The sequence below is a fragment of the Chloroflexota bacterium genome, assembly GCA_026706485.1.
GTDB lineage: Bacteria > Chloroflexota > UBA11872 > UBA11872 > UBA11872 > JAJECS01.
The window spans coordinates 525,020-539,039 of the sequence record JAPOYR010000011.1 but is presented as its reverse complement, the minus strand read 5'-3'; the positions used below and the strand labels follow the sequence as shown (position 1 = coordinate 539,039).

Annotated in this window: 16 protein-coding genes; 4 read left to right on the top strand and 12 right to left on the bottom strand. The window is 66.5% G+C overall.

The annotated features are described in order from the left end of the window. Nucleotides 1–49: 49 nt before the first annotated feature. Entirely contained in the window at nt 50–547 is a 498-nt protein-coding gene (locus OXG79_11985) for a carbonic anhydrase (GenBank protein ID MCY3784484.1), read from the bottom strand. A 241-nt stretch (nt 548–788) separates the two neighbouring features. Here OXG79_11985 and OXG79_11980 point away from each other — a divergent pair, with 241 nt between their 5' ends. Beyond that, nucleotides 789–1,652 (top strand): phytanoyl-CoA dioxygenase family protein, encoded by an 864-nt coding sequence (locus tag OXG79_11980; protein ID MCY3784483.1) that lies wholly within the window; start codon nt 789–791, stop codon nt 1,650–1,652. 70 nt (nt 1,653–1,722) lie between these two features. Here the strand turns inward: OXG79_11980 and OXG79_11975 are convergent, their stop codons facing one another. The 7 genes from OXG79_11975 to OXG79_11945 all read right to left on the bottom strand — a co-directional run bounded on the left by OXG79_11975 (nt 1,723) and on the right by OXG79_11945 (nt 7,113). After that, nucleotides 1,723–2,781, bottom strand: a complete 1,059-nt coding sequence (locus OXG79_11975; protein ID MCY3784482.1) for a phytanoyl-CoA dioxygenase family protein — start codon at nt 2,779–2,781, stop codon at nt 1,723–1,725. A 156-nt stretch (nt 2,782–2,937) separates the two neighbouring features. Then, complete coding sequence (locus OXG79_11970; GenBank protein MCY3784481.1) at nt 2,938–4,125, bottom strand: DUF3500 domain-containing protein; 1,188 nt, start codon at nt 4,123–4,125, stop codon at nt 2,938–2,940. A 32-nt stretch (nt 4,126–4,157) separates the two neighbouring features. Beyond that, nucleotides 4,158–4,787 carry a YdeI/OmpD-associated family protein gene (locus OXG79_11965; protein MCY3784480.1) on the bottom strand — a complete coding sequence of 210 codons (630 nt, stop codon included), beginning with the start codon at nt 4,785–4,787 and terminating at the stop codon, nt 4,158–4,160. Nucleotides 4,788–4,795: 8 nt separating this feature from the next. Then, entirely contained in the window at nt 4,796–5,257 is a 462-nt protein-coding gene (locus tag OXG79_11960; GenBank protein ID MCY3784479.1) for a VOC family protein, read from the bottom strand. Next, nucleotides 5,257–5,697 (bottom strand): VOC family protein, encoded by a 441-nt coding sequence (locus OXG79_11955; protein MCY3784478.1) that lies wholly within the window; start codon nt 5,695–5,697, stop codon nt 5,257–5,259. Before OXG79_11955 ends, OXG79_11960 begins: the two co-directional genes overlap by 1 nt. 57 nt (nt 5,698–5,754) lie before the next feature. Next, nucleotides 5,755–6,444 (bottom strand): HAD-IA family hydrolase, encoded by a 690-nt coding sequence (locus OXG79_11950; GenBank protein MCY3784477.1) that lies wholly within the window; start codon nt 6,442–6,444, stop codon nt 5,755–5,757. A 171-nt stretch (nt 6,445–6,615) separates the two neighbouring features. Beyond that, nucleotides 6,616–7,113, bottom strand: a complete 498-nt coding sequence (locus tag OXG79_11945) for an AAA family ATPase (protein MCY3784476.1) — start codon at nt 7,111–7,113, stop codon at nt 6,616–6,618. Between the two features lie 247 nt (nt 7,114–7,360). On the opposite strand from OXG79_11945, the gene OXG79_11940 reads away from it, so the two are divergent. Continuing rightward, nucleotides 7,361–8,533 (top strand): ABC transporter substrate-binding protein, encoded by a 1,173-nt coding sequence (locus OXG79_11940; protein ID MCY3784475.1) that lies wholly within the window; start codon nt 7,361–7,363, stop codon nt 8,531–8,533. Nucleotides 8,534–8,766: 233 nt separating this feature from the next. Here the strand turns inward: OXG79_11940 and OXG79_11935 are convergent, their stop codons facing one another. Both OXG79_11935 and OXG79_11930 read right to left on the bottom strand, forming a co-directional pair. After that, entirely contained in the window at nt 8,767–9,213 is a 447-nt protein-coding gene (locus OXG79_11935; GenBank protein MCY3784474.1) for a hypothetical protein, read from the bottom strand. Beyond that, entirely contained in the window at nt 9,210–9,461 is a 252-nt protein-coding gene (locus tag OXG79_11930) for an AbrB/MazE/SpoVT family DNA-binding domain-containing protein (GenBank protein MCY3784473.1), read from the bottom strand. Before OXG79_11930 ends, OXG79_11935 begins: the two co-directional genes overlap by 4 nt. 306 nt (nt 9,462–9,767) lie before the next feature. On the opposite strand from OXG79_11930, the gene OXG79_11925 reads away from it, so the two are divergent. Further along, nucleotides 9,768–10,859 (top strand): Gfo/Idh/MocA family oxidoreductase, encoded by a 1,092-nt coding sequence (locus OXG79_11925; GenBank protein MCY3784472.1) that lies wholly within the window; start codon nt 9,768–9,770, stop codon nt 10,857–10,859. A 2-nt stretch (nt 10,860–10,861) separates the two neighbouring features. After that, nucleotides 10,862–11,506, top strand: coding sequence for a cupin domain-containing protein (locus OXG79_11920; protein MCY3784471.1), 645 nt, complete (start codon nt 10,862–10,864; stop codon nt 11,504–11,506). Between the two features lie 101 nt (nt 11,507–11,607). Here OXG79_11920 and OXG79_11915 read toward each other — a convergent pair whose 3' ends face one another. Both OXG79_11915 and OXG79_11910 read right to left on the bottom strand, forming a co-directional pair. Next, nucleotides 11,608–12,519, bottom strand: coding sequence for a phosphotransferase (locus OXG79_11915; GenBank protein ID MCY3784470.1), 912 nt, complete (start codon nt 12,517–12,519; stop codon nt 11,608–11,610). 379 nt (nt 12,520–12,898) lie between these two features. Next, nucleotides 12,899–13,939: an NADP-dependent oxidoreductase gene (locus tag OXG79_11910; protein ID MCY3784469.1), complete on the bottom strand. Its 1,041-nt coding sequence runs from the start codon at nt 13,937–13,939 to the stop codon at nt 12,899–12,901. Nucleotides 13,940–14,020 lie beyond the last annotated feature (81 nt).

The window sequence follows — 14,020 nt, the reverse complement described above, 5'->3', positions numbered from 1 at the left end:
GACTCAATTAGATTCATCGATTGAAACCGAAACTTCTGCCATGAGTTGACTATGAATCCAGGACCTCCGCAAGCTTTCCAGAGGCGCAATCGTAGATGAACCCCCGAATCTGGTCTTTGTGTGGAATAAACGGGCTGGCGTGGATTCGGGCGATGGACTGCCGCACGTTTTGGTCGAGATCCGCGAAGGCTTCGAGCGCGAATGCCGGACGAATCCCCGTTTCGGCTTCAATCTCATCCTTGAAGTCGTCGTCGCGGAATTTCAGCATGCCGCAGTCGGTGTGATGGATGAGCATGACCTCGCGGGTGCCGAGCAGTCGCTGGGAAATCATTAGCGACCGAATCACATCGTCGGTGATCACGCCTCCCGCGTTTCGGATGACGTGAGCGTCGCCCTCCTTGAGTCCCAGGATTCTGTGCACGTCAATGCGCGCGTCCGCGCAGGCCACCACCGCAAGGCTGCGCACGGGCGATGCGGTCAAATCCCACGCGCGGAAGTTTGCCGCATAGCTGGCGTTGCTTGCCAAGACTTCGTCGATTTCAGTCAAATCGTTCTCCTCTCATGTAAGGAAAATCAGAAATAAAGCGACGGTAGTGGCCAAGCAATATATCACGACGCTTGTTTCTAAATGAGACCCGTGCGGCGCCAACATGCGCCGATGATGGCGCCCGGCTGGGCGGGACTGCGGTTCGTGCCTCAGCCAGGCGAGACCGCGGCTGGCGCGGCGCCGGTGAAGGTGGCAGCATTCTTGGGGGTGGGCCGTGAGCACGAGCGGATCGGAGAGCGCCATGCAACTCACCGAGCAACAACTGCGATTCTTCGAGACCTTCGGCTACCTGGCGTTGCGCGGCCTCTTCCGCGACGAGGTCGACGCGCTCAACGACGCCTTCCGCGACGTGTGGACCGCCAACGGCGGCGGGCTGGACGGCGCGGCCGACGACCTTGACGAGCGGCTGACGGTGGTGGTGCCGTTCATCGACCAGCACCCGTATCTGTGCTCGCTGCTCGACGACCCGCGGGTCCTCGGCATCGGGTCCTCGATCTGCGGCGAGGATTTCAACTACATGACCAGCGACGGCAACGTCTACAGCGGCGATACGCCCTGGCATTCCGACACGAGCTGGGGAGCCAAGCTCCCCATCAAGACCGCGTTCTACCTGGATCCGCTGGACGCCGCGTCCGGCAGCCTCCGGGTAATTCCGGGCAGCCACCACAAGGGCGGCCGCTTCTGGCGGATGTTGGGCGCCGTCGACTACTACCGCACGCCGCTCGACGAGCGCACGTCGCTGCCCGAGAAAACTTGGGGCCTGTCAGGGGCCGAGGTGCCGTCCGTTGCGCTGGAAACCGAACCCGGCGACGTCTTGGTATTCAATCACGAGATCAAGCACGCGTCGTTCGGGGGCGGCACGCGGCGGCGCATGTTCACCATCAACATGCAAGCGCGGCAACCCGACGACGACCTGGAGCCCGTTCGAAAGTCGGTGGCCAATCTGTCACGGCACGAGATGGAGCGCGCCTACGGCGACGTGATGCTCCAAACCGCCTCGCCGGAGCGCATGCGGCACCTCGAGCAGCGCCTCGCCAACGACGGCCACCTGGCCGCGCTCTCCGCCAAAGTCCGCGCCGAGCGGCAGCAAGCCGCCGGCGGCTAGCCCGAATCAACCGCCGGCCCGACTCCCTCTCCCATGGGGAGAGGGCCGGGGTGAGGGGCCGCCCGACCGCCTAGACTGCCACCGCCCGCACCTCGTCCGACCAATCCGCCCAGATGTCGTCGAGGGTCTCGTTCTCCACGCTCTCGTCCGGCATGGACTCCGGCGTCTTGGCAAAGGCGTACAACGTCGCCTGGCGGATGATGTCGCTCGAGGTGTTGACGCCCGCCATGTGCAGCATGATCGAGTGCCACAGCACCACCGAGCCCGCCGGACCGTGGGTGTCCACCGGCTCCGTGTCGGCCTTGATGTCGGCCACCACGGGGTGGTTGTAGCCGTCATACGTCTCGCCCGAGCCGCTCTGCTTGATCTCGCGGTAGGCCTCCCACACCCGTGCGTGGCTGCCGGGCCACAGGTGCAGCCCGCCCGCTCCCAGCGGCAGGTCGTCGAAGTAGACCGCGGTTTGCACCTTCCAGCGACTCTCGGAACCCATGCCCTCACCCGAATGGGCGGAGGGATAGTTCGGTCCGCGGGGCGATCCGTTCGGCAGCGTGCAATACATGCCGCGCGTGCCCTGGCCCGTCACCCAGTGGGGACCGGTTTTCGGCAGGCGCAGCGGTCCGGTCCTATTGGTCGGCGGACCGGTCCATTCCCTCGTCCTGTCGCCCAGGTGGGACTCCATGCCCTTGACCGCGCCCTCGGTCAGGTAGCACGGCCCCGTGGTGTGGCCGGTGGCGTCCAGGCCCGCGGGGTAGACCACCTCGCCCTCGCCCAGCAGCTGCTCGGCGACGTCCCACACGACGCGGGCGCCGATGTCCAGCAGCAGGTCCTCGGCCCCATTGCGGATATAGAACCGGTGCCCCCCGCCGCCAAAGTAGGGGTCGCCGCCGGTCTCCTCACGCACATAGCTCGCGTTTTCCGCCTCGCTGATCGGCGTCCAGGTGGAGGGATCGTCGCGCCGCATGCTGGGCCGGTACTGCGCGATCGTGTCCCACATCTGGTCGCGCGCCTGCCGGCACAGCTCGGGATCGACCACGCCCGGCAGCACGAGAAACCCCTCGCGCTTGAACTGGGCAATCTGGTCCGTCGTCAGCCGCGGCGCCTGCGCCACGGCGGGTGATGCCGTCGTCATGGAGTGCCTGCCTCGTTAGGCGAATCCAACCGATGTTGACGGGAAGTCATTATGGCGGATTCGCCGCCGGCGCCCAAGTTGGAGACGCTGGATCTGCGACCCCGTCGACGGACTCAGCATCGCCGGTAGTCAGGGTCGGAAGCTCGTTCGATGCGGTCAGCCGGCAGCGGCAGCCGCTCCGTATTCGTTCGTTGGGTCGCGATAGATCGAGTGGTAGTGCGCCCGCTCGCCGCCGGACCTGCTCTGCGTGGCGAACTCGATGATGAGCGCTGGTCCCTGGATGCGGTAGTAGATGGGCCGGCCGGCGTCAACGTCGCCGTGCCAAGCGAAATAGGTTTCGCCAACGTCTGCCGCAATCTCGGCCATGCGGACCTCCGCGCTGGCGGCGGGCAGCAGGCCGATCCATTGCGCGACCGCGTCCAGCAGCAGGGCTCGCTGGGCCTTGCTCCACCCCGCTGCGGATGAGCCCTCCAGCGGTGGCGTCACGCCGTCCCTGCCGGCGCCGGCCCAGAGTTCGCTGGGACGCTGCACCCGCGCCGCCGCCTGCTGCGCGTCGTCCAGCGCGTGCATCAGCGCCAGCCCGGCCTGCACCTCGCCGGCCAACGGCGCGATGGTGGCACCCTCGACCTCGTAGGACGCCGGTTGGACAGCCACCAGCGTTGGCGAGAGATACGAGCGCCCGTCAACGACCGTCACGTTCACGGCCAGGTGGTGACCGCCGAACTGCCAGCCCCAGGGGGCGTCCGTGGTGGGCTCACCAAAGAACGCCAGCCAGTAGTTGTCCGCGCTCAATTGCCGTCCGGACGCTGCGGCCAGCGCGTCTTCGGCCCCCACGATGCCGACGACCTTGGTGTAGCCCTCGGGACTGAGCGCCGCCCGCAGGAACTCATGCATCAGCTCGGTTTGCCGGTCGTCCAGGTCGCCGATGCGGACGCCGTTGTGCTCGAATCCCGTCATGCCCGGCGGGAGGTTGGACCAGTTGGGCCGCAGGGGCGAATCGAAGGCGAGCACGGCCGCCGTTTGTTGGTCCGAGTCGAGCGCGTTGAGGAACGCATTGGCGGCGTCGACCGCGGCCGGCGATTCGGAGACCGCGACGCCTGGCGCCGGCACGGCAGTCGTGAACGCAGGCGAAGGCGCGGGTGTTGGCGGGATCGCCGCCAACGTCGCCGCTGGGGACGGCACCGCTGTTGCGGTGGGCACGGGCTGCGCGGGCGCCGGGGACGTCTGCACGGTGATGGTCGAAACCGCTGGCGCCCGAGGCTCGGCCGTTTCGGATGCGTCCTCGCCGCAGGCAAACAGCACAAAGGCCGCCAGCGCGGCAACGACGAGCGACCGAACCATCATGTGGCGTCCAGAACGGCCATGCCAACCCAACGTTAGCGCCGTTTCGGCCCCTGGTCGCGGCCCTTGGGGTGGTTGGCCATGCGATTCTCGGCGGCCAGTTCGACGGTCTGCGCGATGCGCCTGGCCCGGGTCTCGGGTTTCCGCGCCGACTTGATCCACCAGAGGATGCTCTTCTTCGCCGAGGCGGCGAAATGCTCGAAGCAGTCCCTCGCCGTCTCGTTGGCGGCCAGGGCCGAACCCAAGTCGGGCGGGATCACCAGGTCCTCGATCTCGTCGCCGATCGTCCACCACCCGTTCGCCTTCGCCGTCTCGACCATTCGCATGCCGGCCGGCGCCATCCGGCCCTGCTCCGCGAGTCGCGCCACCTTCGCCCTGTTGATGCGCGACCAGAGGCTCTTCGGTTTCCGTGGCGTGAAGAGCCGCATCGCCCGTTCGTCGTCCACCCGGTTGGGTCGCGAGTCAATCCAGCCGAAGCACAGCGCTTCGTCCACCGTGTTGGAATAGGGAATGAACGGCCTACCCGTGGCCTTCTTCCACGAGACGAGCCACACGCCGTCCGCACTTTGGTGATTCTGCTCTAGCCACGCCCGCCACTCGGCCTGAGTTTCCGCGTGCAGCAGCAGCCGTCCATCGCTCGGGTGGGCGCCAAGCTCAGCGATCACCGGCGGCCTCAGCCGCTCTCCGAAGCCCGGCGCAGCGTTTCGATGTCGATCTTGTCCATGGCCAGCAGCGCTTCCGTCACCTTCGACGCGTTGCCCTGCATCAGGGCGGGAAGCATCGACGGCGTCACCTGCCACGACAGGCCGAATTTGTCCTCCAGCCAGCCGCACCGGCCCGGTTCGCCGCCTTCCGAAAGCCGGTCCCAGTAGTAGTCGATCTCCTCTTGCGAGTCGCAGGAAACAACGAACGAAACGGCCGGCGTAAAGCTGTACATCGGTCCGCCGTCCACGGCGCCGAACTTCTGGCCGTCGAGCTCGAACTCCACCAGCGCTGCGCCTTTGGCGGGGCCATCCGAGATTGCCGAGACACTCAGAATCCGAGAGTTCGGGAACACGGAGACGTAGAACTCGGCGGCCTCCTCGGATCGGCCGTCGAACCAGAGGAACGGGCTGAGCTTGGAAGATGCCGACATCACGAGTTGTCCTCCGGTGCTTGCGGGTAATCCGACGCCGCGGATTGACCCATGTGGCCGATTTCCCAGATATGCCCGTCGAGGTCCTGGAACGCGCCGCCATACATGCCTTGAAACTCCGACCGCTCTCTGAAGGCCGTTCCACCGGCCTCAACGGCCTTGTCGAGCATGGCGTCGACTTCGTCCAGTTCGGCCAGGAACACGGCGAGCAATGCTTCGGTCGTATCCGACGTGTCGGCGATCCGCCGTCCCGGAATGAAGCTGCTGAAAAAGCTCTCCGCCAGCAGCATGGCGAAGATGTTCTCGCCGACGATCATGCAGGCGCCCTGGTCGTTGGTGAACGCGGGATTGAACTCGAATCCCAGCGCGGTGAAGAACTCGACGGACCTGTCCATGTCCTTCACGGCCAGATTCACGAAAATGCTTCTTTTCGGAGTCATGGGATCAGTCCCGTGCCAAGGTCAACGATAGGTCCCGGTGCTGGCGCCCGGCGGCGGTCACGGTGGGCACATTATCCGCGCCAGCGTCGCGAGATCAGGCACTTCCAGATCCGGAATGGCGTCGACGCGGCGCGTGCCACCGCCTCGATTCGAGCGATTCACCCAGACGCTGGCGATTCCCAATTGGTTGGCCGGCGCGATGTCGTGATAGAGGCTCTCCGCGACGTGCAGCCAGGCATCCGTGGCCACGGCCATGCGCGCGGCGGCGGCGTGGAAGTTGTCCAGTCCCGGCTTGTAGCTGCGGACCTGCTGCGCCGTAACCACGGCGTCGAAGTCGATGCCCAGCGCCGCGGCCGTCCCGGTGAACAGGTCGTCGTCCACGTTGGAAATCACCGCGAGCCTGAAGCGGGATTGCAGCGCCCGCAGCGCGTCCACCGTGTCCGGGAAGACCGGCCAGTGGGGCAGGGAGTCGGCCAGGCACGCCAGCTCGGACTCGGTGGGCTGGAAGCCGAGCTCGCTACCGATCTGGGCCATCACACGAAGCAAGACGTGGCGGTATTCCAGGTAGCCCGCCCGCTGCACCCGCGGCTCGACATCCGCGAAGAGCGCCAGAATCTCGGCCCTCGACTTGTAAATGCCGCGAGGCGTCAGCACCTCGCTGACCGCCTCGACAATCCCAGTCTCCCAATCGACCAGGGTGCCGTAGCAGTCGAAGCTGACCCATTGGAACCGGTCGAAATCGAGCACCCGTCACCCCTCGCCGAGGACGTGGGCGAGGCAGTTCGGTCGGCCATTGGCCTCATGGAATCGCCGACGGCCGCTGCTGAGTCCGACGGCACCGTGGCTCATCGGGCCAGGATCGTTTCCGCGGACGATATCAACGCCGCGCGCGGCGTCGATGGCCGCCGGCTGGATGGCCTACTCATGACCTTCCAGTCTTTCGCGCAGTGCGGCGACGCCGACCTCGACGGACTGTCGCGCCGTGTCGATGACGACGTCGGCCTCCCACGGTTCATACTCCCGGTCGTACACCTCGCGCCACGTCGGCAATCGGTGGCCGTCGATGTCGGACTTCCGAGACTCCACCCGGCGCCGGTGTTCTGCCCGGTCGGAGCAGACGACCTCGACTTGGATGCAGCGAATGCTGGCTCGCGCGGCCACGTTTCGCCAGGCGGCTCGGGTAATTTCCACCGGGTTTACGGAATCGGCGATGACCGTGTGGCCCAGTCGCAGGTTGTCCTCCGCGACCGCATAGGCGACCACATAGCCCTCGGGCCCCGAAATCTCCACGCCGGAGTTGCGCAGCGCCTGCTCGATGGAATCGATGCGCAGATGCACCGCCCCAATGCCTCGCGCCAACTCGGTGGCAATTGCCGTCTTCCCCACGGCGGGCAGGCCGCCAAAGATCAAGAGCATGGGATCGCGGCTTTCTAGCAAGGGGCTGAACAAGGCGGTTCTACCCCAATCCGTTCGCCCTGAGCCAGTCGAAGGGGCAATCGAACGGATTGGAGGGCGCCTGCGCGACGGCGTTTCGCTTGGTCAAGGTCCCCCCGGTCCCTCTTTGCAATCGCAGGCGGCGCTCGTGAGACCACGACCTAAACTGGGCGCAACTCTTCCGCGGACGGCGCCGGCCGCTGGTCGGCTTGGATTCAAGGAGCATTTCATGCGCTTCTCGTCATGGAAACGAATTGTCGCCCTTGGACTACTGGCTGGTGTCGTGTTGATCCTCGCGGCCTGCGGCGAGGATGCCGACGAGGCCGCCCCCTATCGCATCGGCGTCATGGAATCGCTCACCGGCGCCGGCGAGACCTACGGCACCGTGGCCCATCAGGCCAAGCTCATGGCTCTCGAGGAGATTAACGCCGCTGGCGGCGTCGACGGGCGTAGGCTCGAGTTGGTCGTCGAAGACTCGAAGTGCAACGCCCAGGACGCGATCAACGCCTACAACAAGCTCACCGACGTCGACGGCGTGAAGATCATCCTCGGCACGTCGTGCAGCGGCGCCATGCTCGGCGTCGCCCCGCTGGCCGAGGCCGACGGCGTGATCCTCTTCTCCGGGCTGGCCAGCAACCCCGACATCGCCGACGCCGGCGATTACATCTTCCGCACCCAGATCAGCGATATCGAGGTGGGCATGCGTACCGGCGACGCGCTCTGGGCCGATGGCATCCGCACGCTGGCCACCATCACCGAGGAAACCGACTACGCCGAGGGCGTCCGGCGCACGACCGTCGCGCGGTTCGAGGAGAACGGCGGCGCCGTCGTCGCGGCGGAGCGGTTTGGCTCCGACGTCACGGACTTCCGGTCCCAGCTGACCAAGCTCTTCGAGGCCAACCCCGACGCGCTCCACGTCACGCCGCAGGCCGAGTTCGCGGCGGGCACCATCATCAAGCAGGCGCGCGAGCTGGGCTACGCCGGCCCCATCTACGGCGACACCATCACCGTGGGCACCACCTCGCTCGAAATCGCGGGCGACGCGGCCACCGGGGTCAAGGCCATCACCGCCGCGCCCGACCCCAACAACGCCAAGACGCAGTCGGTGCTCGCCGACTTCCGGCAGCGCTACGACTACATCACCCTGCCCTGGCACCTCGGCTCCGCCTACGACACCGTCTACATCGCTGCCGAGTGCCTCAGCCAAACCGGCGACGACCAGGACGCCGACGGATTCCGCGACTGCCTCTACGACATCACCTGGAGCGGCGCCCTCGGCAACGACTACAGCTTCGACGCCGACGGCGAGGTGGTGGGCCTCTCCCGCGTCGTGGTCGAGGTGCTCCCAGTGGCCGAACGCACCAAGGACAACTACGGCTACAAAGTCCTCAGCGGCGGCTAGGCCGAGCTTTCCCGCGCGAGAACGTCTCTGATCAGACCACTCCCTCTGAACGGAAACCGTTGCGTAGCCTCTCCGACATTCCCACGGAGGCGGTAGTCCAGCGGCGGCTCAACCTGTTCGCCCACGAGTAGATCCTGTCCCGGACTCGATGCCCAGGTTAGAGTGCAAGTGCAGGTCCCTTTTGGCCCCCCGCCGTCGACACAAGCAATGTGATCCACTGCCCGGTCGGGCGCTCACTCTGAGATGTGACGCACGTGGCGGAGTGAGGCCATCCTCCGATCCAAAGTAAGCGTGTCCAGCCCGGCCCGCTCGTAGTCAATGGCGATCAGGCGGTCGAACAGGCCGGGGTTGCTGGTCGCCGCGAGGGCTTCTAGGACTGCACGGCCGTTCTGTGGAGCTATGAGACCGCTAGTCAGCACATCCCGAAGCCCGGCCCTGGCGTCGGCGCTGGACAAGCTGTAATGGTGGATCAGTGCAGCGTAGGCTTCGCCAATGGCCTGATTGGACGCGAATATCTCGCATCCCCGTTCGTCGACCAGGACGCCAAGCTGGGTCAAGCAGCGCTCGAAGTCCGCTCTGGGCTCCTGGGCGATCAATCTGACGAGGATCGAGGTGTCAACCCCGTAGCGACGGGCCAAGCCTGCCTGGGAACCGTCGTCAAGCCGGTCGGTTGCGGTCAACTCTCTGGTGCAGGGCCATGCCCTCGCTCCCGTTCGTCCCGGAACTTGCGGATGTCGAACGGCGGAGTGCCGGGCTTGATCTTGTCCCTGAGCGTTCCCAGCTTGGAATAGTCGATGCGCCGTGGCTTCAGGATGTAGCCATCGGGACCCTCACGCAGCTCGAGCCGGTCGCCCGGCCCCACGCCCAGTTCGTCCAGCACATGCTTGGGAAAGGTGACCTGGCGCTTGGACGTGATCTTCACGAGCATGAGGGGCCTCCTTACGAAATCCTAAGCCAAGTAAGGCGGGACCGTCCAGCAGGCCGTGGGTTACTTTGCCAAGCCTCAGATCGTTTCGCTGCCCTCGTCTCTCGTCCGATCCCCTCTCCCTCTGGAGACCATTGCGCAACCGTTCGTCATTCCCGCGAAGGCGGGAATCCACCCTTAGTTGAACCTGGGGGTGGACAGGATGCGCCCGGTCATCGCCAAGCCCGACTGGATTTCGCAAAGGTCTCCGTCGGCGGAACCAGGCGGTAGGCTCGGCGTGTCGACAAAAGATTCCAGGCGGTGCGGATGATGAGCAGACTTCGGATCGGCGTCATCGGCTGCGGCGGAATCGCCCAGATCCAGCACTTGCCGCACCTGGTCGAGCTGCGGGACGAGTTCGAGATTGCCGGCCTGTGCGACCTGTCGCGCGAGCTGTTGGACCACGTCGGCGACGCCTACGGCGTGCCGCCGGAGCGACGGCACGTGGACTTTCACGAGCTGGTCGCGCGGGCGGACATCGACGCGGTGATCGTCTGCACCACCGGCTCGCACGCGCCGCCCGCCATCGCGGCGGCCCAGGCCGGCAAGCACATCCTGGTCGAGAAGCCCGTCTGCTACACGGTTGCCGAGGCGGAGGCCATGGCCGAGGCCGCCGACCGCGCCGGCGTCGTCTACCAGGCGGCCTACATGAAGCGCTACGACCCGGCCTTCCGGTTCGCGCAGCGGCGGGTGGCGGAGATCGACGACGTACGTTTCATCCAGGTCAACCACCTGCACCCCGACAACGCGCTGCACCTGGCGACCTTCGATTACCACGTGCCGTCCGATTTGCCCGCTGAGGTGATCGAAGCCGGGCGCGCCGAGTCGGACCGGCTCGTCGCCGAGGCGCTGGGCCGCGACCGGGTCGACGCCGCCACGCTCAGCGCCTTCGGGGCCATCAACGGCAGCATGATCCACGACATCGGCAACCTGCACGCCATGTTCGGCAGTCCGCGCCGCGTGGTGAGCACCGACATCTGGTCCGGCGGCGTCGCCCTGTCCACCGTGCTGGAGTATCCCGGCGGCGCGCGCGCCGTGTGCAGCTGGATCGACCTGCCGGAGCTGTTCAGCTTCGAGGAGACGCTCGCGGTCTACGGCTCGCGCGATCGCGTCATCGCGTCGTTCCCCACGGGCTGGAGCCGCGGCGTGCCGAGCGACGTCACCGTCCAGTGGATCGACGCCGAGGGCCACCCCGCCACGACCACCCGCTCATGGCAAGCCAACCCGTTCAAGCTGGAGCTGGAGCACTTCGCGGCGTGCATCAGGCGCGGCGAGCAGCCGCTCACGCCGGGCCGCGAGGCCGTGGAGCACGTCGCGCTGGTACGCGATATCGTGCTGGCGCACCTGGAAGGAGCCGCCTAGCCATGCCACTTCAAGTCTTCGACTATCGCCGCGATATCAAGAACGTCGTCATCATGCCGGAGATCCGCGCGCGCTTCCTGCGGTTCGAGGTGGGCGAGGTGGCCACGCGCCACAGCCACGACCTTGGCGCCGAGGTCTTCCTGATCATGCAGGGCCGCGCCGAGTTCGAAATCGAGGGCGAAACCGCGGTGCTGGGACCGGGAGAGCTGTGCTTCGCCGGTCGCGACGAAATGCACCAGGTGCGCGTGGTCGGCGACGAGCCGGTCATCATGTACCTCTCGGTGACGCCGCACGTCGAGCCGACGCACACCATGTATGCCGAGGACGGATCTCGCCTGCCGCCCAAGTACGGCCATTCGACCAGCGAAGAGCGCGCCGAGCACGATCCGTCCGCGGGAGTCTCCACGGCGGACCTTGCCCTTGAGCACTTTCGGGCCTCGCGGGAACTGGCCCGGCTCGCGCGCGGGACCGCCGCCCGCCACGCTGCGCGCACCGCCGAGATCGAGCAGCTGGCGGCATCCGGTGACGACGGCGGCGCCAAGGCCATCGTGGACGCCATGTGGCCCGACACCTACGCCACCCTCAGCGCCGTCGCCCGCGTCGAAGCCGCCTGGAACGAGTTCGCCGCGCGGGTGGATACCGGCTAGCCGCGCCTAGACTGCTTGGTCATCTGACCACTGCCGTTGGCGGCAAGCTTGCCAGTCTACGAAGACACACTCGATCGTCGCGCTCCTCGCGGCGCTGTCGATCAAGTCAGCCCGGTGCGTTGGGCGACCCATTCGCGCGCAATCGCGCCCTGCGCATCCTGGAATGCGCGCACCGTGGGTAGGCCGGGCGGCGGGGGCTGCACGGCCCGGTGTGTGAAGTATCCGGCCAGCGCCACGACCGCCGCCGTGATGGCGTCAGGATCGGCGTTGCGACATGCGGAGTGTCTGGCGATCACCTCCTCGGGAGATGGACCACCCTGCATCGTCACACTGGGTGCAAAGCCAATCACGTCCAACCAAGCGGGACCGACAAGGGCATGGGGCCAGTCAACGAACCAAATACGGTCCGGCGTGAGCAGAATGTTGTCTGCGCGGATGTCGTGATTCAGCAGTGTGTCGCCCGCCAGCGCAGGCCCGACCGTGTCCTCGATTGCTGCTAACGCCTCGAGGTGACGGCGCGACCACTCGTCCACGTGGTCTAGCCGGGACGGGCGTTCCTCATGGAGTCGCCGCCAACCTCGGGAGAAGTCCTCGACTGCCGTCCCAATCACGGCGGCTGGCAGCGGCGATGGCGTCAGCAAGTTGCTGAGCTGCTCCATTGCTGCGACCACGCGATCTAGCTCGTCGATCCGCCACGGCTGCATCGGGTGGTAACCGTCCACGTCCTCGAACGCCAGCACGACCCAACCGCTCTCTCCCTCGTCGTGCGACCACAGCAACCGCGGGACGGGCGCCGCGCGTGGCAGGGCAGTCACAATGTTGATCTCACTCCTGTGCGCCTTAGGCGTAGCAGTGTTGGGCTCGGGACCGGCCGCCTTGACGAAGAGTCGGCGGCCGTCGTCCACGGTCAGCCGCGCCGCGACCCCAGGTGTAAAGCCGGTGGGCTGCGAAACGGCGCCGACGACAGCACCACCCAGCCACCGTTCGACCTCGCTGCGGATGCGCCCAGGCATGTTGGCCCACTCAAGTCTGACGCCTCGATCCGGTGGCGGCAGTCCCATGCCTTCCTCTTTCCGAGCTCTGCCGAATTTGCCGCGCTTCCGAGCCCAACTCTTCGCGGAAAGACACGTGAGTGCGGCTCTGTGAGGTTAGCGCGGCGGGCGGCGAGTTGGCCGCGCGCGTGGAGTCGGGCTAACTGTTCTCGTCGACGAACGGTTTACCGCGCGCAGCTCGCACTAAGGGCACGGAAATTCCGTTCGTGGTGAGCTTGTCGAACCACGCACCGTTCGAAGGGCAAAAGGGGACGCCCTTCGACAGGCTCGGAGCCTGCTCTGAGTTCACCGAAGGGGCAAACGGACACGGTATGAGGAGCGGGTGAGTGGTCCTGCCCGACTAGAGTGGCTCGACGACCGAGACCTCCTCGGAGCTCACCCGCACCAGCTGCTTGCCGGTGTTTTCTCCGGTGAACAGCCCCACGAACGCCGCCGGGGCGTTCTCGATGCCGGCCACGATGTTCTCGCGGTAGGTGAGTTGGCCGGTGGTGACCCACTCGGTGAGCGCGGCCATGGCCTCGGGGTCGCGGTCCTCGAAGTCGTTGACCAGGAATCCCTCCATGCGCGCGCGGCGGCTGTGGAGCGTCCGCGAGTGCGGCGGCACCGGCGCGAGCTCTTGGGAGTGGTACTGCGAGATCGCGCCGCAGAGGGCGATGCGGGCGTGGAGATTGATGCGCCGCAGCAGGGCCTCCAGTACCTCACCGCCCACGTTCTCGAATATCACGTCGATGCCATCGGGGCAGGCGCTGTGGAGCGCGTCGTCCAGCGGCTGGGTGCGGTAGTTGATCGCCGCGTCGAATCCCAGCTCGTTGACCAGGTACATGCACTTGGCGTCGCTGCCGCAGGTGCCCACCACGCGGCAGCCCTGCAGCTTGGCGATCTGGCCGGCGGCGCTCCCCACCGCTCCCGCGGCGCCCGTGACCACCACGGTCTCGCCCGCGCGCGGCCGCGCCACCTCAACCATGCCGTAGTAGGCCGTGAGGCCGGGCATGCCCAGAATGCCGAGCGCGGTCGAGAGCGGCGCGGCGTTGCGATCAATGATCTCCAGGTTTTCCAGCGTCGTAACGGCGTATTTCTGCCAGCCGAACTCACCGCGAACGATCTCGCCCTCGCGCAGGCGCGGGTCGCTGGAAAAGACCACCTCGCCCACGCCCTCGCCGATCATCACCTGGCCGAGGGCAATCGGCTGCCCGCGCAGCGGCTTCCTCCACAGGCGCCCGCGCATGTAGGGATCGACGGAAACGTAGATCGTGCGCACGAACACCTCGCCGGCCGTGGGCCGCGGAATCGGCGACTCGACAAGCTCGAAGTCGTCAACCTGGGGCACGCCGACAGGCCGGCGCGCCAGGACTACTTGGGTATTGGTTGGAGTCGCAGTCACGGATTCACCCTCTCCCTCGGGAGACTTTTGCGTAACCCTTCGTCATTCCCGCGAAGGCGGGAATCCACCCTTCATTAAACA